Source organism: Rhodanobacter denitrificans (genome assembly GCF_003335105.1).
GTDB classification, from domain to species: domain Bacteria; phylum Pseudomonadota; class Gammaproteobacteria; order Xanthomonadales; family Rhodanobacteraceae; genus Rhodanobacter; species Rhodanobacter denitrificans_A.
Genome location: NZ_QFWQ01000003.1, coordinates 693912 through 715650, shown reverse-complemented (window position 1 = coordinate 715650; position 21739 = coordinate 693912). Strand labels below are relative to the sequence as shown.

The following is a 21739-nucleotide window of genomic DNA, read 5'->3' as shown; positions in this document are numbered from 1 at the left end:
AATACCTGTTGTCCCGGCAGCTTGCTGCCGGGACAACTTCAGACGTTGATCCGGTCTGGGTGATTGGATGATGCCAGGAAGGCGGGTGAGCCACTTTGATTGCACCCCCTTCACTAAATCCAGATTTGCCGGTATACTTCGCAGCTCACTTGTCGGCCATACACGTTTTGGCCGATCTACCGCGAAATGAGGTGCAGGAAGCGCTTCGAGTTCGCTGGCCGGGGATCGGCCTTGGCGAGTTGACGTCATCGCAGGGCTATCCTGTTGATAGCGTCTTTTTTCGCGAGATGCAAATTCGTCCAAGCAGGCCAATCGGTGCTTGCTTGGACTTTTCGAATTGGGGCCGCGAGGTTTTCGCCGGCCGCCGATGTGGTGACAAAGGGTAGTGCGGGGCGGCGAGAAGCCGTTTCGTTTCACATTACGTTCTTTCGACAACAGGACACGGTTATGGCGAACCAGAAGATTCGGATTCGGCTGAAAGCGTACGATCATCGCCTGATCGATCGCTCGGCCAGCGAGATCGTCGAGACGGCAAAGCGCACGGGTGCCACGGTACTCGGCCCGATCCCGCTCCCGACCAAGATCGAGCGTTACACCATTCTGACGTCGCCGCACGTCGACAAGGATGCACGCGACCAGTACGAGACACGTACCCACAAGCGCGTGCTCGACATCGTCGACCCGAACGACAAGACCGTGGACGCGCTCATGAAGCTTGATCTCGCCGCTGGCGTCGATGTTCAGATCAAGCTCGGTTGAGCGACAGACAGGATACGAAGATGAGTATCGGATTGGTTGGCCGCAAATGCGGCATGAGTCGCCTCTTCACCGAAGATGGCCGCTCGGTTCCGGTGACGCTGATTGAAGCGACCCCGAACCGCGTGACCCAGCTGAAGACGGATGACAACGATGGCTATAGCGCCGTCCAGGTTTCCGCGGGCAGCAAGCGCGCGAATCTGCTGACGCAGCCGCTGAAGGGCCACTACGCGAAGGCCAAGGTCGAGCCGGGTCGTGGCTTGTGGGAATTCCGCGTGGCTGCCGAGGATCTCGGCAAGTACGAAGTGGGCGCCGAGATCAAGGCGGACGACGTGTTCTCCGTCGGCCAGATCGTCGATGTCGCCGGCGTGTCCAAGGGCAAGGGCTTCCAGGGCACCATCAAGCGCTGGAACTTCAAGATGGGTGACGCCACCCACGGTAACTCGCTGTCGCATCGCGCACCGGGCTCCATCGGTCAGCGCCAGACGCCGGGTCGCGTGTTCCCGGGCAAGAAGATGGCCGGTCACATGGGTGCCGTGCGCCGTTCGGCGCAGGGTCTGGAAGTGGTCAAGGTCGACGCCGAGCGTCACCTGATTGCGGTGAAGGGCGCGGTGCCGGGTGCAACCGGTGGCGACGTCATCATCCGCCCGACGACCAAGGGTTGAGGAGAGTCGCCATGGAATTGAATGTCATTGGCGCCAAGCCGCTCAGCGTGTCGGACGAAGTGTTCGGCGGCGAGTACAAGAAAGCCCTGGTCCACCAGGTTGTGGTTGCCTACCAGGCGGCCGGTCGCGCCGGTACCAAGGCGCAGCTGTCGCGTGGCGAGATGTCCGGCACCACCAAGAAGTTCAAGAAGCAGAAGGGTGGCGGTGCCCGTCACGGTGACTACCGTGCGCCGATCTTCGTTGGCGGTGGCGTCACGTTTGCCGCCAAGCCGCGCAGCTATGAACAGAAGGTCAACCGCAAGGCCTATCGCGTCGCGATCCGTTCGATCTTCTCCGAGCTGGTCCGCCAGGGTCGCCTGAAGGTGGTCGAGAGCTTCGGCGTCGAAACGCCGAAAACCAAGTCGATGGTGGCCAAGCTGGCCGAGCTGGAAGTTGCCGGCCGCGTGCTGCTGGTGTCGGAAGACGCCTCCGAGGCGGTGTTCCTGGCCGCCCGCAACATCCCGTATATCCATGTGCTGGACGTGATGGCGCTGAACCCGGTCAGCCTGGTCGGTTCCGACCACGTGGTGATGACGGTCGACGCCGTGAAGAAGGTCGAGGAGTGGCTGGCATGAACAACGAACGCATTCTCGACATGCTGCGCGCGCCGCACATCTCGGAGAAATCGGCGCGTCTGGCCGAGCACAATCAGTATGTATTCGTGGTCGCCCCGACGGCGACCAAGGCCGATGTCCGCGTTGCCGTGGAAAAGCTGTTCGACGTGAAGGTCGAGCAGGTGAACCTCGTCAACACCAAGGGCAAGGTCAAGTCCTTCCGTTTCCGCGCTGGCAGCCGCCAGGGCAAGCGCAAGGCCTATGTGCGTCTTGCCGATGGCCAGACCATCGACGTGGCCGCCAAGGCCTGAGCCAGGAGTTCTGTGAGATGGCACTAATCAACCACAAGCCGACCTCGCCGGGTCGCCGCGACGCGGTGAGCGTTCGCACGGAAGGTCTGTACAAGGGCGCGCCGTACGCGGCGTTGACCGAGTCGCAGTCCAAGACCGGCGGCCGCAACCACCATGGCCGCATCACCACGCGTCATCGTGGCGGCGGTCACAAGCAGCACTACCGCATCATTGACTTCAAGCGCGACAAGGAAGGCATTGCCGCCCGCGTCGAGCGCATCGAATACGATCCGAACCGCACCGCGCATATCGCGCTGCTGTGCTACGCCGATGGCGAGCGCCGTTACATCATCGCGCCGAAAGGCGTGCAGGTGGACGATCGCCTGGTGTCCGGCCGTGATGCACCGATCAAGGCTGGCAACTGCCTGCAGCTGCGCAACATTCCGATGGGCAGCACGATTCACTGCATCGAGCTGCGTCCGGGCAAGGGTGCGCAGATCGCCCGCAGCGCTGGCGCCTCGGTGCAACTGGTTGCCCGCGAGTCCGGTTATGCCACGCTGCGCTTGCGTTCCGGCGAGATGCGCCGCGTATCGGTCGACTGTCGCGCCACCATCGGCGAAGTGGGCAACGGCGAGCACAGCCTGAAGAAGCTGGGCAAGGCCGGCGCCAAGCGCTGGGTGGGTATTCGCCCGACCGTCCGCGGCGTGGTGATGAACCCGGTCGATCACCCGCATGGCGGTGGTGAAGGCAAGACCTCCGGCGGTCGTCATCCGGTCAGCCCGTGGGGCACGCCGGCCAAGGGTTACAAGACCCGCAACAACAAGCGCACGCAGCAGTTCATCGTGCGTCGTCGTACCAAGTAACGGGAAGCCGACATGCCGCGTTCTCTGAAGAAAGGTCCGTTCGTCGACCTTCACCTCGTAAAGAAGGTGGAAGCTGCGGTTTCCGCCAACAACAAGCGCCCGATCAAGACCTGGTCGCGTCGCTCGATGATCCTGCCGGAAATGGTCGGCTTGACCATCGCCATCCACAACGGCCGTCAGCACGTGCCCGTCCTGATCAACGAGAACATGGTCGGGCACAAGCTCGGCGAGTTCGCGGTGACCCGTACGTTCAAGGGCCATGTCGGCGACAAGAAGGGCAAGTGATGAGCACTGAAGCCAAAGCGATCCTGCGCGGCGCCCGCATTTCGGCGCAAAAGGCACGCCTGGTGGCCGATCTCGTCCGCGGACTTCCCGTGGGCCGGGCCAGCGATGTGCTCACCTACACCAACAAGAAGGCCGCACACCTCGTCCGCAAGGTGCTGCTGTCGGCCGTCGCCAACGCCGAGAACAACCTCGGCGCCGATGTCGACGAGCTGAAGGTCTCCAGCATCTTCGTCGACGAAGGTCCGGCGATGAAGCGCATGTATGCCCGCGCCAAAGGCCGCGGTTCGCGCATTCTCAAGCGCACCAGCCACATCACTGTGGTTGTTGGCAACTGACCGGGGACATAGACGATGGGTCACAAAGTTCATCCCACCGGTATCCGCCTCGGCATTGCCAAGGACTGGAACTCGAAGTGGTTCGCAAACAAGGGCGACTACGCCAAGTATCTCGTGGCCGACATCAAGGTCCGCGACATGCTGAAGAAGAAGCTGGCGGCTGCCGGCATCTCGAAGATCCAGATCGAGCGCCCGGCCAAGACCGCGCGCGTGACGATCCACACCGCCCGGCCGGGCGTGGTGATCGGCAAGAAGGGCGAGGATATCGAGAAGCTGCGCAAGGAAGTCAGCGACATGATGGGCGTTCCGACGCACATCAACGTCAACGAGGTGCGCAAGCCCGAGCTGGACGCGCAGCTGGTGGCCGAGTCGATCGCGCAGCAGCTTGAGCGCCGCATCATGTTCCGCCGCGCGATGAAGCGCTCGGTCGGCAACGCGATGCGCCTGGGCGCGCTGGGCATCAAGATCAACGTGTCCGGCCGTCTGAACGGCGCCGAGATCGCGCGCTCCGAGTGGGCCCGCGAAGGCCGCGTACCGCTGCACACGCTGCGCGCCGACATCGATTACGGCTTCGCCGAGGCCAGCACGACCTACGGCATCATCGGCATCAAGGTGTGGGTCAACAAGGGCGAGATCTTCGACCTGACCCAGATCGGCCAGGAGTCGAAGGACGAGTCGCCCTCGCAGCCGCGCCGTGAAGGTGGCGAAGGTCGTCGTAACGATTCGCGTCGCGAGGCCGGTGACGGCCGCCGCGAGCGGTCGGCGAAGTAAGGAGAGTTGCCATGTTGCAACCCAAGCGAACCAAATACCGCAAGCAGTTCAAGGGCCGTAACGACGGGCTGGCGCAGTGCGCCAACCTGGTCAGCTTCGGCGAGTACGGTCTGAAGGCGACCACCCATGGCGCGCTCACCGCGCGCCAGATCGAGGCGGCCCGTCGTTGCATCACCCGCTTCGTCAAGCGCGGCGGCAAGCTGTGGATCCGCGTTTTCCCGGACAAGCCGATCACCAAGAAGCCGATCGAAGTCCGCATGGGCGCGGGCAAGGGTGGCGTCGAGTTCTGGGTCGCCCCGATCCAGCCCGGCCGCATGCTCTATGAAATCGAGGGCGTCGACGAGCCGACGGCGCGTGAGGCTTTCCGCCTGGCCGCCGCCAAGCTCTCGGTGCAGACCCAGTTCGTGACCCGGGCGGTGATGTGATGGCCAGCAAAGATATCAACAACCAGTCGGCCGAAGAGTTGCAGCAGCATCTGCTGGACCTGCGCAAGGAGCAGTTCAATCTGCGCATGCAAAAGGGTTCCGGCCAGCTCACCCAGCCGCACCAGCTCCGCCGCGTTCGGCGTGACATCGCCCGCACGAAGTTCGTGCTCGGCGGCAAGAAGTAAGGGACGGCCGACATGAGCGACAACCAGAATCAAGACAAGAAGCAGGCGCGCACCCTCGAGGGCCGCGTCACCAGCAACAAGATGGACAAGACGGTCACCGTCCTGATCGAGCGTCAGGAGCAGCACTGGCTGCTTGGCAAGACCATCCGCCGGTCGACCAAGCTGCATGCGCAGGATGACCTCGGTGCCAACGAGGGCGACCTCGTGCGCATCGCGGAGTGCCGTCCGTTGTCCAAGACCAAACATCACCGCGTGGTCGAGATCATCACGCGCGCCAACGTCTAAGGGAGGCATGCAGACATGATCCAGATGCAAAGCACGCTTTCCGCGGCGGACAACAGCGGCGCGAAGGAACTGATGTGCATCAAGGTGCTCGGCGGATCCAAGCGCCGATATGCCGCGATCGGCGACGTCATCAAGGTCACCGTGAAGGATGCGATTCCCCGCGGCAAGGTGAAGAAGGGCGAGGTGTACAATGCCGTGGTGGTGCGTACCGCCAAGGGCGTGCGCCGTCCCGATGGCTCGCTGATCCGTTTCGACGGCAATGCAGCGGTCCTCCTCAACAACAAGCTCGAGCCGATCGGTACCCGTATTTTCGGGCCGGTTACCCGCGAGCTGCGCAGCGAGAAGTTCATGAAGATCGTCTCGCTTGCGCCCGAAGTGCTCTGAGCGGAGTCAAGACAATGAACCGTATCCGCAAGGGTGATCAGGTCCTGGTGATCACCGGCAAGAACAAGGGTCAGCGCGGCGACGTGCTGCGCGTTGATGGCGAGCGCGTGTTCGTCTCCAACGTGAATCTGGTCAAGCGCCACACCAAGCCGAACCCCCAGGCCAACCAGGCTGGCGGTATCGTCGAGCGTGAAGCTTCGATCCATCTCTCCAATGTGCAGCTGTTCAACCCCGCCACGAACAAGGGTGAACGCGTCGGCACCAAAACGCTCGCTGATGGGCGCAAGGTCCGCGTGTTCCGTTCGACTGGCGAGGTCGTGGACGCGTAAGGAATCACGATCATGACCCGCCTTGAAAATTTCTACAAAGAGCAGGTAGTGCCGAAGCTCACCGAGCAGTTCGGCTACCAGAACGTGATGCAGGTTCCCCGCATCACCAAGATCACGCTGAACATGGGCGTGGGCGAAGCTGCCGGCAACAAGAAGGTGCTCGAGAACGCCGTGGCCGACATGGCCAAGATCTCCGGCCAGAAGCCGATCACGACCAAGGCGCGCGTTTCCGTCGCCTCGTTCAAGATTCGCGACGGCTGGCCGATCGGCTGCAAGGTCACCCTGCGCCGCGCCCAGATGTGGGAGTTCATGGATCGCCTGATCAATATCTCGCTGCCGCGCGTGCGCGACTTCCGCGGTGTCTCGGCGAAGGCGTTTGATGGTCGTGGCAACTATAACTTCGGCATCAAGGAACAGATCATCTTCCCTGAAATCGACTTCGATCAGGTTGACGCGCTGCGTGGCATGGATATTTCCATCACCACCACCGCCAAGACCGACGAAGAAGCGAAGGCCCTGCTGGCCGCGTTCAGCTTCCCGTTCCGCAACTGATAGACGCGAGAGATATCCATGGCAAAGACCTCGATGGTCAACCGCGACATCAAGCGGACCAAGCTCGCCCAGAAGTTCGCCGCCAAGCGCGCCGAGCTGAAGGCGATCGTGCTGAGTCCCAGCGCCTCCTACGAGGAGAAGATGGCGGCCCAGTCCAAGCTGCAGAAACTGCCGCGCGATGCCAGCCCGGTGCGCCAGCGCACCCGTTGTGCGTTGACCGGTCGTCCGCGCGCCGTCTACTCGAAGTTCGGCCTCGGTCGCAACAAGCTGCGTGAAGCGACCATGCGCGGCGACGTGCCTGGCCTGCGCAAGGCCAGCTGGTAATACTGTTTGCAGAACCGGCCGGCGGGGCGCGATGCCCCGCCGCCGATTCATCCCGGTCGCGTCGGTACGCGGCCGGCTGATGCGGTTATCGCATCGCTATTCGCCAAAACCTGAAAATGCTGTTATAGTCGGCGGTCTGCGCAAGGCAGGCCGGCGTCAATGCCGGCTCACAATCTGATTGATTTCCGGTTTTATCGGATATCGGTGCACTCTGAAGGATGTTTTCATGAGCATGACTGATCCCATCGCCGATCTGTTCACGCGCGTCCGCAATGCCCAGGCCATGGGCAAGCCGGCCGTGCGTATGCCGTCGTCGAAACTGAAGTTGGCGATCGCCAACCTTCTCAAGAACGAGGGCTACATCCTCGACGCCAAGACTTCCGCCGAGGAAGGCAAGCCGGTGCTCGAGATCAAGCTCAAGTATTTCGAGGGCCAGCCGGCCATCGAACGCATTTCCCGTGTCAGCCGCTCCGGCCTGCGCGTATATCGCGGCAAGGACGAGCTGCCGAAGGTCCTCGGTGGCCTGGGCATTTCGATCATTTCGACTTCCGCCGGTCTGTTGACCGATGCGCAGGCCCGTGCCAAGGGTCTGGGCGGCGAAGTCATTGGCCAAGTGGCATAAGGAGTCTTTCGATGTCACGTGTTGCCAAACAACCCATTTCCCTGCCCAAGGGCGTCGAGATGACCGTCGGCACCGACAGCATCTCCGTGAAGGGCCCGAAGGGCACGCTGTCCGTGCACCAGCTGCCGGGTGTGACCATTGCCGTGGACAACGGCGTAGCGCACATCAGCCTCGTCGAGGGCGCTGACGACATGTTCGGTGGCACCGCCCGCGCGCTGCTGGCCAACATGGTCACCGGTGTCTCCACCGGCTACGAGCGCAAGCTCGAGCTGGTCGGCGTCGGCTACCGCGCCTCCATGCAGGGCAAGTCGCTGAACCTGAGCCTGGGCTTTTCCCACCCGGTAGTGTTCGATGCGCCGGAAGGCATCAGCATCGAAACCCCGTCGCAGACCGAGATCCTGATCAAGGGTTCGGACAAGCAGGCGGTAGGCCAGGTGGCAGCCAAGGTCCGCGGTTTCCGTCCGCCGGAGCCCTACAAGGGCAAGGGCGTCCGCTATGCCGGTGAGAAGATCACGTTGAAGGAAGCAAAGAAGGCCTGAGTACGCTCTCCCTGCGTGTGGGGGCGGCCATCCATGGCCGCACTACTCACAAAAGCATTGCGTAACTACTGCCGATCCGCTTTCGAGGAACAGACAGATGAACAAGAACGAAAACCGCCTGCGCCGCGCCAAGTCGACGCGCGCCCACATCCGCAAGTTGGCCGTGGCCCGCTTGTCGGTGCATCGCACCGGGCAGCACATCTACGCGCAGGTGTTCGACGCCTCCGGCAAGAACGTGGTGGCGGCTGCCTCCACCGTGCAGAAGTCGGTGGCCGAGGGCCTGAAGGGCACGAAGAACCTGGCTGCCGCCGCCGCGGTGGGCAAGGCCGTCGCCGAACGTGCGAAGGCCGCGGGCATCGAGTCCGTCGCGTTCGACCGCTCCGGTTTCCGCTATCACGGGCGCATCAAGGCGCTGGCCGATGCGGCGCGCGAGGCCGGCCTGCAGTTCTAAGCAACATCAGGGTCGGGGTGTACCCCCGATCCATGGCGTCACCTACAACTCCAAGCGGCACAGCCGCAAGCAAAGTCCCGGTTCGCCGGGCACACGGAAAAGAACATGTCTTCTACCGATCGCGAAAATTCCGACGGCCTGCTGGAAAAGTTGATTGCCGTCAACCGTGTGGCCAAGACCGTCAAGGGTGGCCGCCAGATGAGCTTCACCGCACTGACTGTGGTCGGTGACGGCGAGGGCAAGGTCGGCTTTGGCTATGGCAAGGCGCGCGAAGTGCCGGTCGCCATCTCCAAGGCGATGGAGCGCGCCCGCCGCCAGATGGTGAACATCGAGCTGAACAACGGCACCCTGTGGTACGCCGTGAAGGCGAACCATGGTGCTGCCCGCGTCTACATGCAGCCGGCTTCCGAAGGTACCGGCGTGATCGCCGGCGGCGCGATGCGTGCCGTGTTGGAAGTGGTCGGCGTGAAGAACGTGCTGGCCAAGGCGGTCGGCTCGCGCAACCCGATCAACCTGGTGCGCGCCACCATCAAGGGTCTGCAGGCGGTTGCCTCGCCCAAGAAGATCGCCGCCAAGCGTGGCAAGAGTCTGGAAGAGGTGCTCGGCAATGGCTAAGAAGAACGAAACCGCCGCCACCGTGCGCGTGCGCCTGGTCAAGGGCCTGCGCGGCGTGCAGGCACGTCATCGCTTGAGCGTGAAGGCACTGGGTCTGAACAAGACCAATGACGTCCGCGAATTGAAGGACAGCCCGCAGGTGCGTGGCCTGATCAACACGGTCTATTACCTGGTCCGGGTCGAGGAGTAATCATCATGCGTCTGAACGACATCAAGCCGGCCGCCGGTTCCCGCAAGACGCGCCTGCGCGTCGGCCGCGGCATCGGCTCGGGCCTGGGCAAGACCGCCGGTCGCGGTCACAAGGGTCAGCACGCCCGCGCGGGCGGTACCCACAAATACGGCTTCGAGGGCGGCCAGATGCCGCTGCAGCGCCGGTTGCCGAAGGTCGGCTTCCGCTCGAAGATGCAGGCCGAGAGCCAGGAAGTGTTCCTGTATCAGCTGGCCGGCCTCAAGGCCGACGTGATCGACGTGGTCGCGCTGCATCAGGCTGGCCTGATCAACAGCCGCGCCAAGAAGGTCAAGGTGGTGCTCAAGGGTGAAATCGGTCGCGCGGTGAAGTTGTCCGGCCTGCTGGCTACCGCCGGCGCCAGGGCAGCCATCGAGGCTGCCGGCGGCAGCGTGGAGTAATCAGGTGGCCGCAGCCAAGGGCAACGCACTCGGCAAGCTCGGCAAGCTGACGGAGCTTCGCCAGCGCATCTTCTTCGTGATCGGTGCGCTGGTGGTGTTCCGCCTCGGTTCGTTCATTCCGGTTCCGGGCGTCAATCCGGAGGCGATGACCAATCTGGTCAATGGCAACGGCCTGATGGACATGTTCAACATGTTCTCGGGCGGCGCGCTGGAGCGTTTCTCGGTATTCGCGCTGGGCGTGATCCCGTACATCTCGGCGTCGATCGTGTTCCAGATGATGGGCGCGGTGGTGCCGAGCCTGCAGAGCCTGCGCAAGGAAGGCGAGGCGGGCAAGCGCAAGATGACGATGTATACGCGCTATGCCACGGTGGCGTTGGCGGCGTTTCAGTCGTTCGGCATCGCGGTGGCGTTGCAGGGGCAAGTCGCTGCCGGCGGAGCGCCGGTGGTCTACACGCCGGGCTTCGCCTTCGTCTTCTCGTCCGTGGTCGGGCTTACCGCCGGCACGATGTTCCTGATGTGGCTGGGCGAGCAGATGACCGAGCGCGGTATCGGCAACGGTATCTCGCTGTTGATCTTCGCCGGCATCGTGGCCGGTCTGCCCGGTGCGGTGGTACACACCCTGGGCATGGCCAGCAACGGCGAGCTGTCGCTGCTCAAGCTGCTGATGGTGTTTGCCCTGGCGTTGGGCGTTACCGGGTTCGTGGTGTTCATGGAGCGTGCCCAGCGGCGCATCACCGTGAACTATGCGCGGCGTTCAGGCGGCCAGAAGGCCTACATGAACCAGAGCTCGAACCTGCCGCTGAAGATCAACATGTCGGGCGTGATCCCGCCGATCTTTGCCTCGAGCCTGCTGATGTTCCCGGCGACGGCGGTCAGCTGGTTCAGTACCGGCCAACAGGCGCGCTGGCTGCAGGATCTGACGCAGGCGCTAAGCCCGGGCAACCCGCTGTACGAAATCGTCTTCTCGGTGCTGGTGATCGGCTTTGCGTTCTTCTACACGGCGATCGTGTTCAATGCCGACGAGACCGCCGACAACCTCAAGCGGTCGGGTGCGCTGATTCCGGGCATCCGTCCGGGCAAGGCCACGGCTGGCTACATCGACGCGGTGATGACGCGTCTGACCGGTGTCGGCGCGCTGTATCTGGTGCTGGTATGCCTGGTGCCTTCGTTCATGCAGAGCGCCTGGCATGTACCGTTCTATTTTGGCGGCACGTCGCTGCTGATCGTGGTGGTGGTGGTGATGGATTTCACGGCTCAGGTGCAGGCGCACCTGGTCAGTCACCAGTACGAAAGTCTGCTCAAGAAGGCCAATCTCCGCCGCAACTAGTGGCTGCTGGAGCGAACGGAGTTGGTCGAAGTCGGAAGCTGGCGGCGCCTCGGTGCCGCAGGGCTTTCCAGTCAGGGTAATTCAGGTTAAAATTGCGCGTTTACCGCGCAAGAAACGCATCGGAGAAAGTACATCATGGCGCGCATCGCGGGTGTCAATTTGCCGGTCCAGAAGCATGTCTGGGTCGGTCTGCAGAGCATTTACGGTATCGGCCGCAGCCGGGCCAAGAAGGTCTGCGTGGATGCTGGCGTGGTTCCCACCACCCAGATCAAGTCCCTCAGTGAAGGCGAGGTGGAGAAGATCCGCCACGAAATCGCCAAGTACACCGTCGAAGGCGATCTGCGCCGCGAGGTGGGCATGGCCATCAAGCGCCTGATGGACCTGGGCTGCTACCGCGGCCTGCGTCATCGTCGCGGCCTGCCGGTGCGCGGCCAGCGCACGCGTACCAACGCACGCACCCGCAAGGGCCCGCGTCGCGCCATCAAGAAGTAAGTAACGGATTCCGAACATGGCCAAGCCTGTCAAGACCAAGAAGAAGATCAAGCGCGTTGTCACGGATGCCGTGGCCCACGTGCAGGCCTCCTTCAACAACACCATCGTCACCATCACCGATCGCCAGGGCAATGCCCTGTCGTGGGCGACTGCCGGCGGCGCGGGTTTCCGCGGTTCGCGCAAGTCGACCCCGTTCGCCGCCCAGGTGGCCGCTGAAAAGGCCGGCCGCGCCGCGGGCGACTACGGCGTGAAAACGGTGGAAGTGCGCATCAAGGGCCCGGGCCCGGGCCGTGAATCGGCCGTGCGCTCGCTGAACGCGTTGGGCTACAAGGTGCTCAACATCATCGATGTCACGCCGATTCCGCACAACGGCTGCCGTCCCCCCAAGAAGCGTCGAGTCTAAGGAGCATACCCATGGCCCGTTATCGTGGAGCTACCTGCAAGCTCGCCCGTCGTGAGGGTGCAGATCTCAGCCTGAAGAGCCCGGCGCGCGCGCTGGATTCCAAGTGCAAGCTGGAAAACAAGCCCGGCCAGCACGGCGCGAACAAGCGCATGCGCATGTCCGACTACGCCGTGCAGCTGCGTGAAAAGCAGAAGGTCAAGCGCATCTACGGTGTGCTCGAGCGCCAGTTCAGCAACTACTACACCAAGGCGACCACCCTCAAGGGCAATACCGGCGAGAACCTGCTGCGCCTGCTCGAGAGCCGCCTGGACAATGTCGTCTACCGCATGGGCTTCGCGGTCACCCGCGCCCAAGCCCGCCAGCTGGTTGCCCACAAGGCGATCCTGGTGAACGGCAAGAAGGTGAATATTCCTTCGTACCAGGTGCGTCCGGGTGACGCGATCGCGCTGACCGAGCGCGCCCGCAGCCAGCTGCGCGTGCAGGAAGCGGCGACCGTATTCGACACCATGGACCTGCGTCCGGGTTGGGTCGAGGTCGACAGCAAGAAGTTCGAAGGTACGTTCAAGTCGGTGCCGGATCGTGGCGATCTGCCGACCGACATCAATGAAGCCCTGATCGTCGAGCTTTACTCGAAGTAATTTTACCGGAGCTCTGCATGGCAGTTTCGTCAACTAGCGTGCTGCGGCCGCGTGGCCTCAGCGTCGAACAGCTCGGAGCCAACCGCGCCAAGGTGGTGGTCGAGCCGCTCGAGCGTGGCTTTGGCCACACCCTGGGCAACGCGCTGCGTCGCGTGCTGCTCTCCTCGATCCCCGGCAGCGCCATCGTTGAGGTCGAAATCGATGGCGTGCTGCACGAGTACACCACCCTGGAAGGCCTGCAGGAGGACGTGATCGAAGTCCTGCTGAACCTCAAGGACGTGGCGATCCGTCAGCACAGCGGCGACGAGGTCACCCTGACCCTGTCCAAGAAGGGCAAGGGCGTGGTCACGGCCGGCGACATCGTCGTCGACCACTCGGTGGAGATCATCAACCCCGAGCACGTGATCTGCCACCTGACCAAGGATATCGCGCTCAACATGCGCCTGAAGGTGCGTCGTGGCGTCGGCTACCAGCCGGCCAGCGCGCGCCAGCATCCGGATGACGAAGCGCGCCCGATCGGTCGCCTGCAGCTGGACGCGTCGTTCGCGCCGGTGTTGCGCGTGGCCTACGAAGTGGACGCCGCTCGCGTCGAGCAGCGCACCAACCTCGACAAACTGGTGCTGGACATCGAGACCAACGGCACGATCGGTGCCGAGGACGCGGTGCGCAAGGCCGCCGAGATCATCAACGACCAGCTGTCGGTGTTCGGTGACTTCTCGCGTCGCGAGAGCGCCACCGACAAGGCGGAGAAGAGCGGTTTCGATCCGCTGCTGCTGCGCCCGATCGACGATCTGGAACTCACCGTGCGTTCGGCGAACTGCCTGAAGGCCGAGAGCATCTACTACATCGGCGACCTGGTGCAGAAGACCGAGGTCGAGCTGCTGAAGACGCCGAACCTGGGCAAGAAGTCGTTGACCGAGATCAAGGACGTGCTGGGCGGTCGTGGCCTCGCGCTCGGCATGAAGCTCGAGAACTGGCCGCCGCCGGGCTTGTCGCACGGCATGCAGCTGGGTTGATGTTGTTGCGGCGGCGATCTTCCGATCGTCGTCGCAGTCACCAACTGGCGGACGCCATCTGGCCGTTCCGCCGGGCTCGCCGCCCCCGGGCTGCGAATTTGGAGCAGTCGCCTTGACTGCCCGACGGAAGGCCGGGTTGGCCTTCCAAGCGGTCCCTTGGCCGCCGAAGCATCAGACGGCCATCCATGGCCGCACGTCTCACGAGAGCCCGTTTTGAAAGGGCTTGGAACAGCGGGCAACCGCGGAAAACCGGACACAGGCGCCGGCTTTTCATAACAACAGACCAGAGAGAGTTTCGTCATGCGCCACATGAAATCCGGACGCAAGTTCAACCGGACCAGCAGCCACCGCGAAGCGATGTTCAAGAACATGGCATCGTCGCTGTTCAAGCACGAGCTGATCCGCACCACCCTGCCGAAGGCGAAGGAACTTCGCCGCGTGGCCGAGCCGCTGATCACCCTGGCCAAGACCGACGGCGTGGCCAATCGCCGCCTCGCCTTCTCGCGTCTGCGCGACAAGGAAGCGGTGGGCAAGCTGTTCGTCGAGCTGGGCCCGCGCTACAAGGAACGCCCCGGCGGCTACCTGCGCATCCTGAAGTGCGGCTTCCGCGACGGCGACAACGCGCCGATGGCGTACGTCGAGCTGGTCGGTCGCCCGCAGGTCGAGGCCGTCGACGCCGAATAAGCTCGGCACGTAGGGACATCCAGACGTCCGAATGAAACCCCGGCCGGGCAACCTGCCGGGGTTTTTCATGGCGTACTTCCCCGTGTGTCCTCGTTGCCGGTGCTCCGCGTGCGTGCAGGACGGCGGTCCTGCCGTCCCGTCGTTTTCCACGCAATGACCCATGCTGACAGCCCGGTGGCAAGCGGGTAATGTCATGTCTTCGCTTGCTGCCGTGCCGCTTATGAATCCCTTGCGTTGGTCGTTTCGCGTCAGTCTTCTTGCCGGCTTCCTGGTCTGTGCCGGCCTGGTCGGTTTCGCGCTGTACGCGCAATACGCGCTGCTGATGGATCCCTGCCCGCTATGCATCCTGCAGCGCGTGGTGTTCATCGCGCTGGGCGTGGTGTTCCTGATCGGCGGCCTGCACGCCCCGCGCGGGGGCGGGCGCATGGCATACGCGGGATTGCTGCTGCTGATCGCCCTGGTCGGTATCGGCATCGCCACGCGTCACCTGTGGATCCAGTCGCTGCCCCCCGGTGAGGTGCCGAGCTGTGGTGCGCCGCTGGGCTACATGCTGGAAACCCGCAGCGCCCACGGCGGCGTGGTCGGCGTGTTGCTGAAGGTGCTGACCGGCTCCGGCGAGTGCGCCGCGGTGCAACCGATCCTCGGCCTGTCGATGCCGTGGTGGTCGCTGATCTGGTTCGTGCTGCTGGGTGCCTGGGCCGCGCTGGCCGGCACCCGTCGCCCGGGGGTGGCACGCCGATGAGCAAAGCGTTGCCAACCATGTTTGCCGCGGGCTGGGCGCCTTCGTCGTGGCTGCAGCGCGTGGCGCTGCAGCAGCCGCAGTACGAGGACGCTGCCGAACTGGCGCAAGCCACCGCGCAACTCGCCGGGCTGCCACCGCTGGTGACGTCGTGGGAGGTGCTGGCCTTGAAGCAGGCGCTGGCCGAGGCGCAGGAGGGCAGGCGTTTCCTGCTGCAGGGCGGCGATTGTGCCGAGAGCTTCGCCGACTGCACCAGTCCGGTGATCTCGAACCGGCTGAAGGTGCTGCTGCAGATGAGCCTGGTGCTGGTGCACGGGCTGAAGAAGCCGGTGCTGCGGGTGGGCCGTTTCGCGGGACAGTATGCCAAGCCGCGTTCGGCCGACACCGAGACGCGCGATGGCGTGACCCTGCCGAGCTTCCGCGGCGACGTGGTCAACAGCCCGGAATTCACCATCGCCGCGCGCCGGCCCGATCCGCAGCGGCTGATTCAGGCGCATGCGCACTCGGCCCTGACGATGAACTTCGTGCGGGCTCTGATCGACGGCGGCTTCGCCGACCTGCACCACCCGGAATACTGGGATCTGGCCTGGGTCGAGCATTCGCCGCTGGCCGCCGAATACCGGCAGATGGTCGCGGCCATCGGCGACTCGCTGCGCTTCATGGAAACCCTGGCCGGCCCGATCGCCGGTTTCTCCAAGGTGGATTTCTTCACCTCGCACGAGGCACTCCTGCTGCACTACGAGCAGGCGCTGACCCGCCAGGTGCCGCGCCATCCCGGCTGGTTCAACCTGTCCACCCACTTCCCGTGGATCGGCATGCGCACCGCCGCGCTGGATGGCGCGCACGTGGAGTATTTCCGCGGCATCCGCAACCCGGTGGCGGTGAAGGTCGGCCCTTCGGTGACGCCGGACCAGTTGCTGCCGCTGATCGACGCGCTGAACCCGGACGACGAGCCGGGCCGGCTCACCCTGATCCACCGGATGGGCTGCGCGAAGATCGCCGCCGCGCTGCCGCCGCTGCTGCAGGCGGTGAAGCGCGAGGGCCGGCGCGTGCTGTGGGTGGCCGATCCGATGCACGGCAATACCGAGAGCACCTCGAACGGCTACAAGACCCGACGCTTCGACAATATCCGCGGCGAACTCGACCAGGCGTTCGACATCCATGCAGCAGCCGACACCCGGCTTGGCGGCGTGCATCTGGAGCTGACCGGCGAGGATGTCACCGAATGCATGGGCGGCGCCCGCGACCTGTCCGAGAGCGATCTCGACCGCGCCTACAAGTCGATGGTCGATCCGCGCCTGAACTACGAGCAATCGCTGGAACTGGCGATGCTGATCGTGCGCAAGTCGGCCGGCGGCCAGGGCTGACGCGCCGGCCCGCGAGGTTCGTAGGGGTGTTCGGGAAAAGGCGGCCAGGTGGCCGTCTTTTTCGTTGCGTGCTCAGTGAATGGATGTCGCCGGCGTCCCGCCCACCGTCTCCAGGAACTGCGGCGGCTGCCACGCCGCGGCGTGCTGCTCGAAGCCGTAGGCGATCGAGATCAGCGTCGGCTCGCTCCACTTCGCGCCGAACAGCACGATGCCGACCGGCAGGCCGTGGGCGAAGCCGGCCGGCACGGTGATCGAGGGATAGCCGGCCACCGCCGCCGGCTGCGATGCGCCGCCCACGGTGGGATCGCCGCTGACGATGTGGTCGCCCAGCACAGGATCGGTCATGAAAGCCGGCCCCCATGACGGCGCCAGCAGGGCGTCCAGGTGCTGCGAGGCCAGCGCGGCATCGATGCCATGCGGCCCCGACAGCCGCTTCGCCTGCGCCAGTGCGTCCGTGTACGCCTTGTCGCTGAGCGGCCCCTTCTGCTCGGCCTGCTCGAACAGTTCCTGGCCGAACCATGACATCTCCTCGCGGGCATGCGCCCGGTTGAACGCGATCAGGTCGGCCAGCGTCTTCACCTTGAGGCCGCGGCGGTCGGCCAGGTAGGCGTTGATGTCGTGCTTGAAGTCGTACAGCAGCACGGTGATCTCCGGCTTGCCGAGTTCGGCCAGGTGCGGCAGCGTGACCGGGTCGACGATGATCGCGCCCTGTGCCTTCATCAGCGCGATCGACTGATCGAGCACGCGGTCGGCATTCGGCTCGGCTCCGGCGAGCTGGCGCACCACGCCGATGCGCTTGCCTTTCAGTCCGTTCGGGTCGAGGAAGCGGGTGTAGTCGGTGGCGTGTTTGTTCGCCTCGGCGGTGGCCGGGTCGCGCGGGTCGCTGCCGGCGATCACGCTGAGCAGGGCGGCCGCATCGGCCACGCTGCGCGCCATCGGGCCGGCGGTATCCTGGCTGTGGCTGATCGGCACGATGCCGCTGCGGCTGACCAGGCCCAGCGTGGGCTTGATGCCGACGATGCCGTTCATCGCCGCGGGACAGATGATCGAGCCGTCGGTCTCGCTGCCGATCGCCACGGTGGCCAGTCCGGCTGCCACGGCGGCGGCCGAGCCGGCGCTGGAGCCGCAGGGGTTGCGGTCGAGCGCGTAGGGGTTCTTCGTCTGGCCGCCGCGTCCGCTCCAGCCGCTGCTGGCATGGTTGGAGCGGAAGTTGGCCCATTCGCTCAAGTTGGTCTTGCCCAGGACCAACACGCCGGCCTTGCGCAGCCGTTCGACCAGGCCGGCGTCACGCGGTGCCGGCGCATCGGCCAGCGCCAGCGAGCCGGCGGTGGTCAGCATGCGGTCGCCGGTGTCGATGTTGTCCTTCAGCAGCACCGGGATGCCGTACAGCGGGCCGTGACTCTTCGTGCGCTTTGCGTCGAGCGTACCGGCCAGCTCCAGCGCATCGGGGTTCGTCTCGATCACCGCGCGCAGGCTCGGGCCGGACTGGTCGATCTGCCGGATGCGATCGAACAGCTGCCGGGCGAGCCGGCGGCTGTCCAGCGTGCCGGCATCCATGCGTTGCTGCAGCTGCGCGGCCGAGGCGTAGGCGATATCCGGCGGGGTGGCTTCGGCAGCCCATGCCGGACCGGCAAGCAGCATGGCGACGAGGGCGGCGAGATGGCTGGCTGGATGCTTCACGATGATCCCCGGGCGGCAAGTGCGGCATGCGGTCGTGCCGGCCAAGCTTAGCGCGGTGCCGGGCGGCACGCGGAGTTGCCAGAGTACAATCCCTAGATGATGACGAATGCCGGTTCCTGTCCAGCCAAGTCCTTCCGTGTTGCGGCCCTGCTGGCGGCCGCCCTGTGGTTTGGCGCTCCCGCCCGTGCCGCCGAGACGGCCGATACGCCGCGGATTCCCGACACCCTGCAACAGCGCATCGCCGCCTGCACCACCTGCCATGGCGTGCATGGCGAAGGCACGCCCGGCAGCGGCTACTTCCCGCGCCTGGCCGGCAAACCGGCGGCGTATCTCGCGCGCCAGATGCAGGATTTCCAGAATGGCCTGCGCAAGTACGCGCCGATGGAATACACCGTGCGCCAGTTGCCGCCCGCGTACATGCGGGAGATCGCCGAATACTTCGCGGCGCAGCAGGTGCCTTACGGCCGCTCGCCGCTGCCGCCGGTATCCGCCGCCACGCTGCAGCGCGGCGAGGAACTGATCGGCAAGGGCGATCCGGCACGCAGGATCCCCGCCTGCGCCAGCTGCCACGGCAGCCAGTTGACCGGCGTGGAGCCGTCCACGCCGGGGCTGGTCGGCCTGCCGTACGACTACATCAGCGCGCAACTGGGCTCGTGGCGCACGCATACCCGCGCCACCGTGGCCCCCGACTGCATGGCCGAGGTGGCGAACCGGCTGGGCGAATCGGACATCACCGCGGTGGCGGCGGCGCTGGCCAGCCGCGAGCTGCCGCCCGACACGCACGCGCAGCCGGCCGGCTCGGTGACGCCGCCGCTGCGATGCGGCGTGCTGGGTGCCACCGGAGGCACGCCATGACATGGCTGCGCAGGCTGTTGCTGCTGGTTGCGGTACTGGCCGTGCTGGTACTCGGCTGGATGCTGTTCGGCAGCGGCGGCCGGCCGACGCCACCCGCCGCCAGCAAGGTCGCGGCGGCCACTTTGCGCGATCCGGCACTGATCGCGAAAGGCAACTACCTGGCCATCGTCGGCGATTGCGCCGGCTGCCACACCGCGCAGGGCGGCGCACGCCTTGCCGGCGGTCGCTCGCTCCCCACGCCGTTCGGCAACATCCCCGTGCCGAACATCACGCCCGACCGCGAGACCGGCCTGGGCGACTGGAGCTTCGAGGATTTCTGGCAGGCATTGCACAGCGGCAAGGGCCGCCATGGCGAACTGCTGTACCCGGCGTTTTCGTACACCTCCTACACCAAGGTGAACCGCGACGATGCGCTGGCGATCTTCGCCTGGCTGCAGTCGCTGGCGCCGGTGCGTCAACCGGACATGCTGCCCGCGCTGGCGTTCCCTTACAGCGTGCGCAAGAGCCTGGCGGCGTGGCGCGCGCTGTACTTCAAGGAGGGCGAGTTCAAGCCGGATCCGGCGCAGTCGGTCGAATGGAACCGCGGCGCCTACCTGGTGCAGGGCCTGGGCCACTGCAACGAATGCCATGCGGCGCGCGACACGCTCGGCGGCACGCCGCAGGACGTGCACCTCACCGGTGGCCAGATCCCGATGCAGAACTGGTACGCGCCGGACCTCAGTACCCGCCGCAATGGCGGCCTCGAAGGCTGGAGCGCGCAGGACATCGTCGACCTGCTGAAGACCGGCCAGTCGGGCCGGGGCGCCGCATTCGGCCCGATGGCCGCGGTGGTGTCCGGCAGCACCCAGCACATGACCGAGGCCGACCTGCAGGCGGTCGCCACCTACCTGCAGTCGCTGCCGCCGCGGGCGCCGGTGGCCGAGCCGAGCTCGCCGTTCGACACCAAGGCGCTGACCGAGCAGGGCGGGAAGGTCTATGCGCAGCACTGCGCGGCCTGCCACGGCAAGAGCGGCAAGGGCGTCGCCGGGGTGTATCCGCCACTGGACGGCAATTCCTCGGTGACCGAACCCACCGGCATCAACGCAACCCGGATGGTCCTGCTCGGCGGATTCACTCCGGTCACCGCGGCGAACCAGAGGCCATACTCGATGCCGCCGTTCGCGCAGCAGCTGAATGATGGCGAGGTGGCGGCCGTGGTCACCTATATCCGTCGCGGCTGGGGCAACCACGCCTCGATCGTGCGCGCCGAAGACGTCAGCAGGTACCGGCACACGCCGATCGACTGAGCTTGCGGATGGCTACGGATGTCGTAGGGCGGACACTGTCCGCCGGCTCTTCGGCGCAGCCGGCCACCGACACAGGGCGGACACCGTCCGCCGGCTTTCCGATTCGTCGCCATGCGCGTCGGCAAATGCAGCGGGCGATGGCCGCCCTATGAGCCCGCGTGGTAGACGCGATACAGCCCGGCCAGAGTCAACCACGGTTCGATATCCCAGTGGCCGCGCGCCTGGCCGGATGGCGACGGCAGCACGAACAGCCGCGTGCCGCCGATGGTTTCCTGCTGCAGGCCGTAGCCGGTCGAGTGACCGAGCGCGGCGCGTGCCGCGTTCTTGCTGGTGAAGGCGAGCAGGCGTGGGGCATGGCGTTCGACCTTGGCGACCAGGGCGGGCACGTCGAACGCGCCCGGTGGCAGTTCGTCGTCGTTGCCCGAGTGGCGCTTGGCCAGGTCGGTGAGGCCGATGCGGTAGTGGGGCAGTTGCGGGAACTCCGCCGGCGCCAGCAGGCGCGGCGTCAGCCCGGCCTGGAACAGCGCGCGCCAGAACAGGTTGCCGGGGTGGGCGTAGTAGGCCTGCTCGGCGGCCGAGCGCTTCCCCGCGGCGGTGCCGCAGAACACCAGCGCCAGTCCTGGCTGCAGCAGGTCCGGCAGGACGTGGCGCTCAGTCCGCCGCGGCATGCTCATCCAGCATGAAATCGGTGAACTGGAACCGCCCGTCGCGCAGCACCGATTCGCCGCGGCGCAGCTTGAGCGGTCGGCGGAACAGCGGCCCGGCATAGCTCAGCGTGTGGAATTCGCCGCGCTCGCCGCAGGGGTCGACGCCGGCAGGCAGCGCGTCGAGCAGCGCGGCATCGTAATGGCGGCCGCAGAAGTCCGCGTCGAGCTGCTGGGTATCCACGCAGCACAGCACCGCGCGATGGCCCTCGCCGACGAAGCGGCGCGACAGCGCGGCGGTGTCGTCGCCCCACAGCGGGAATACCGCGCGCCAGTTGTCGCGGCCGAGCTGGCGCACGCGGTAGTCGCGCACGTCCTCCAGGAACAGGTCGCCGAACGCGCAATGGCGGATTCCCGGCCAGCGCATCCGCGCCTCGACCAGGGCCTGCGCATGGGCCGCCTCGTAGGCCTCGTTGCTGCCGGGCCAGTCCAGCATCACCTCCAGCAGCGGCAGGCCGAGCGCGGCGGCCTGCGCCTGCAGCACCTCGCGCGGCGTGCCGTGCATGGCCACGCGCTGGTAGTTGCGGTTGACCGTGGTCAGCAGCGCGGCCACCTGCCATTGCGGATCGGCCTGCAGCCGCTGCAGGGCCAGCAGGCAGTCCTTGCCGCCGCTCCATGCCAGCAGGGTCGGCGTCGCCGTGGGCGTCGTCAT

General features: G+C 65.5%; 34 protein-coding genes. 31 read left to right on the top strand and 3 right to left on the bottom strand.

What is annotated here, in order from left to right; genetic code table 11:
• Positions 1–447 precede the first annotated feature (447 nt).
• The 29 genes from rpsJ (at position 448) to DEO45_RS05540 (ending at position 16562) form a co-directional block, all read left to right on the top strand.
• On the top strand, positions 448–759 hold the full coding sequence (rpsJ, locus tag DEO45_RS05680; protein WP_007082173.1) for a 30S ribosomal protein S10: 312 nt from the start codon (positions 448–450) through the stop codon (positions 757–759).
• Between the two features lie 20 nt (positions 760–779).
• Positions 780–1421, top strand: coding sequence for a 50S ribosomal protein L3 (gene rplC / locus DEO45_RS05675; protein WP_114341284.1), 642 nt, complete (start codon positions 780–782; stop codon positions 1419–1421).
• 11 nt (positions 1422–1432) lie between these two features.
• The gene (gene rplD / locus DEO45_RS05670; protein ID WP_114341283.1) at positions 1433–2035 is read left to right on the top strand and encodes a 50S ribosomal protein L4; all 603 of its coding nucleotides are present in this window, start codon (positions 1433–1435) and stop codon (positions 2033–2035) included.
• Entirely contained in the window at positions 2032–2325 is a 294-nt protein-coding gene (gene rplW / locus DEO45_RS05665) for a 50S ribosomal protein L23 (protein ID WP_068095396.1), read from the top strand. The genes rplD and rplW overlap by 4 nt, the downstream gene beginning before the upstream one ends.
• Positions 2326–2342: 17 nt before the next feature.
• On the top strand, positions 2343–3167 hold the full coding sequence (gene rplB, locus DEO45_RS05660) for a 50S ribosomal protein L2 (protein WP_114341282.1): 825 nt from the start codon (positions 2343–2345) through the stop codon (positions 3165–3167).
• A 12-nt stretch (positions 3168–3179) separates the two neighbouring features.
• Positions 3180–3452, top strand: coding sequence for a 30S ribosomal protein S19 (gene rpsS, locus DEO45_RS05655; RefSeq protein WP_007082178.1), 273 nt, complete (start codon positions 3180–3182; stop codon positions 3450–3452).
• On the top strand, positions 3452–3787 hold the full coding sequence (rplV, locus tag DEO45_RS05650) for a 50S ribosomal protein L22 (protein WP_007082179.1): 336 nt from the start codon (positions 3452–3454) through the stop codon (positions 3785–3787). Before rpsS ends, rplV begins: the two co-directional genes overlap by 1 nt.
• Positions 3788–3802: 15 nt before the next feature.
• Positions 3803–4558: a 30S ribosomal protein S3 gene (rpsC, locus tag DEO45_RS05645; RefSeq protein WP_114341281.1), complete on the top strand. Its 756-nt coding sequence runs from the start codon at positions 3803–3805 to the stop codon at positions 4556–4558.
• An 11-nt stretch (positions 4559–4569) separates the two neighbouring features.
• On the top strand, positions 4570–4983 hold the full coding sequence (gene rplP / locus DEO45_RS05640) for a 50S ribosomal protein L16 (RefSeq protein WP_068095390.1): 414 nt from the start codon (positions 4570–4572) through the stop codon (positions 4981–4983).
• Positions 4983–5168, top strand: coding sequence for a 50S ribosomal protein L29 (rpmC, locus tag DEO45_RS05635; RefSeq protein WP_007513354.1), 186 nt, complete (start codon positions 4983–4985; stop codon positions 5166–5168). Before rplP ends, rpmC begins: the two co-directional genes overlap by 1 nt.
• 12 nt (positions 5169–5180) lie before the next feature.
• Complete coding sequence (gene rpsQ, locus DEO45_RS05630; protein WP_114341280.1) at positions 5181–5453, top strand: 30S ribosomal protein S17; 273 nt, start codon at positions 5181–5183, stop codon at positions 5451–5453.
• A gap of 15 nt (positions 5454–5468) precedes the next feature.
• Entirely contained in the window at positions 5469–5837 is a 369-nt protein-coding gene (gene rplN / locus DEO45_RS05625; RefSeq protein ID WP_007513359.1) for a 50S ribosomal protein L14, read from the top strand.
• A gap of 14 nt (positions 5838–5851) precedes the next feature.
• Complete coding sequence (gene rplX, locus DEO45_RS05620; RefSeq protein ID WP_114341279.1) at positions 5852–6166, top strand: 50S ribosomal protein L24; 315 nt, start codon at positions 5852–5854, stop codon at positions 6164–6166.
• A 9-nt stretch (positions 6167–6175) separates the two neighbouring features.
• A complete protein-coding gene (gene rplE, locus DEO45_RS05615; RefSeq protein ID WP_189339684.1) occupies positions 6176–6718 on the top strand; it encodes a 50S ribosomal protein L5 in 543 nt (180 codons plus the stop codon).
• Between the two features lie 18 nt (positions 6719–6736).
• Complete coding sequence (gene rpsN / locus DEO45_RS05610; protein ID WP_114341277.1) at positions 6737–7042, top strand: 30S ribosomal protein S14; 306 nt, start codon at positions 6737–6739, stop codon at positions 7040–7042.
• 226 nt (positions 7043–7268) lie between these two features.
• On the top strand, positions 7269–7664 hold the full coding sequence (rpsH, locus tag DEO45_RS05605) for a 30S ribosomal protein S8 (protein ID WP_114341276.1): 396 nt from the start codon (positions 7269–7271) through the stop codon (positions 7662–7664).
• 11 nt (positions 7665–7675) lie between these two features.
• Positions 7676–8203, top strand: coding sequence for a 50S ribosomal protein L6 (gene rplF / locus DEO45_RS05600; RefSeq protein WP_114341275.1), 528 nt, complete (start codon positions 7676–7678; stop codon positions 8201–8203).
• Between the two features lie 97 nt (positions 8204–8300).
• The gene (gene rplR / locus DEO45_RS05595) at positions 8301–8654 is read left to right on the top strand and encodes a 50S ribosomal protein L18 (protein ID WP_027493642.1); all 354 of its coding nucleotides are present in this window, start codon (positions 8301–8303) and stop codon (positions 8652–8654) included.
• A 105-nt stretch (positions 8655–8759) separates the two neighbouring features.
• On the top strand, positions 8760–9269 hold the full coding sequence (rpsE, locus tag DEO45_RS05590; protein WP_007513373.1) for a 30S ribosomal protein S5: 510 nt from the start codon (positions 8760–8762) through the stop codon (positions 9267–9269).
• Entirely contained in the window at positions 9262–9459 is a 198-nt protein-coding gene (gene rpmD / locus DEO45_RS05585) for a 50S ribosomal protein L30 (protein ID WP_114341274.1), read from the top strand. The genes rpsE and rpmD overlap by 8 nt, the downstream gene beginning before the upstream one ends.
• Positions 9459–9896, top strand: coding sequence for a 50S ribosomal protein L15 (rplO, locus tag DEO45_RS05580; RefSeq protein WP_189339683.1), 438 nt, complete (start codon positions 9459–9461; stop codon positions 9894–9896). Before rpmD ends, rplO begins: the two co-directional genes overlap by 1 nt.
• Before the next feature lie 4 nt (positions 9897–9900).
• Positions 9901–11223 carry a preprotein translocase subunit SecY gene (gene secY, locus DEO45_RS05575; RefSeq protein ID WP_114341272.1) on the top strand — a complete coding sequence of 441 codons (1323 nt, stop codon included), beginning with the start codon at positions 9901–9903 and terminating at the stop codon, positions 11221–11223.
• Between the two features lie 135 nt (positions 11224–11358).
• Positions 11359–11715 carry a 30S ribosomal protein S13 gene (gene rpsM / locus DEO45_RS05570; RefSeq protein ID WP_056386816.1) on the top strand — a complete coding sequence of 119 codons (357 nt, stop codon included), beginning with the start codon at positions 11359–11361 and terminating at the stop codon, positions 11713–11715.
• A gap of 16 nt (positions 11716–11731) precedes the next feature.
• Positions 11732–12118, top strand: a complete 387-nt coding sequence (gene rpsK, locus DEO45_RS05565; protein WP_007513384.1) for a 30S ribosomal protein S11 — start codon at positions 11732–11734, stop codon at positions 12116–12118.
• An 11-nt stretch (positions 12119–12129) separates the two neighbouring features.
• Positions 12130–12756, top strand: coding sequence for a 30S ribosomal protein S4 (gene rpsD / locus DEO45_RS05560; RefSeq protein ID WP_008435462.1), 627 nt, complete (start codon positions 12130–12132; stop codon positions 12754–12756).
• A gap of 17 nt (positions 12757–12773) precedes the next feature.
• A complete protein-coding gene (locus DEO45_RS05555; protein WP_007513388.1) occupies positions 12774–13772 on the top strand; it encodes a DNA-directed RNA polymerase subunit alpha in 999 nt (332 codons plus the stop codon).
• 300 nt (positions 13773–14072) lie between these two features.
• Positions 14073–14456, top strand: coding sequence for a 50S ribosomal protein L17 (gene rplQ, locus DEO45_RS05550; RefSeq protein WP_108473269.1), 384 nt, complete (start codon positions 14073–14075; stop codon positions 14454–14456).
• A gap of 220 nt (positions 14457–14676) precedes the next feature.
• Positions 14677–15198: a disulfide bond formation protein B gene (locus DEO45_RS05545; protein ID WP_114341271.1), complete on the top strand. Its 522-nt coding sequence runs from the start codon at positions 14677–14679 to the stop codon at positions 15196–15198.
• Complete coding sequence (locus DEO45_RS05540; protein WP_114341270.1) at positions 15195–16562, top strand: class II 3-deoxy-7-phosphoheptulonate synthase; 1368 nt, start codon at positions 15195–15197, stop codon at positions 16560–16562. The genes DEO45_RS05545 and DEO45_RS05540 overlap by 4 nt, the downstream gene beginning before the upstream one ends.
• Before the next feature lie 72 nt (positions 16563–16634).
• Here DEO45_RS05540 and DEO45_RS05535 read toward each other — a convergent pair whose 3' ends face one another.
• Complete coding sequence (locus DEO45_RS05535) at positions 16635–18242, bottom strand: amidase (protein WP_114341269.1); 1608 nt, start codon at positions 18240–18242, stop codon at positions 16635–16637.
• Between the two features lie 96 nt (positions 18243–18338).
• On the opposite strand from DEO45_RS05535, the gene DEO45_RS05530 reads away from it, so the two are divergent.
• Together DEO45_RS05530 and DEO45_RS05525 are read left to right on the top strand one after the other, a co-directional pair.
• Positions 18339–19097 carry a c-type cytochrome gene (locus DEO45_RS05530; protein ID WP_114341268.1) on the top strand — a complete coding sequence of 253 codons (759 nt, stop codon included), beginning with the start codon at positions 18339–18341 and terminating at the stop codon, positions 19095–19097.
• Complete coding sequence (locus DEO45_RS05525) at positions 19094–20383, top strand: cytochrome c (protein WP_114341267.1); 1290 nt, start codon at positions 19094–19096, stop codon at positions 20381–20383. Before DEO45_RS05530 ends, DEO45_RS05525 begins: the two co-directional genes overlap by 4 nt.
• A 146-nt stretch (positions 20384–20529) precedes the next feature.
• Here DEO45_RS05525 and DEO45_RS05520 read toward each other — a convergent pair whose 3' ends face one another.
• A complete protein-coding gene (locus DEO45_RS05520; RefSeq protein WP_114341266.1) occupies positions 20530–21057 on the bottom strand; it encodes a mismatch-specific DNA-glycosylase in 528 nt (175 codons plus the stop codon).
• Positions 21035–21739, bottom strand: coding sequence for an ATP-binding protein (locus tag DEO45_RS05515; protein WP_114341265.1), 705 nt, complete (start codon positions 21737–21739; stop codon positions 21035–21037). The genes DEO45_RS05520 and DEO45_RS05515 overlap by 23 nt, the downstream gene beginning before the upstream one ends.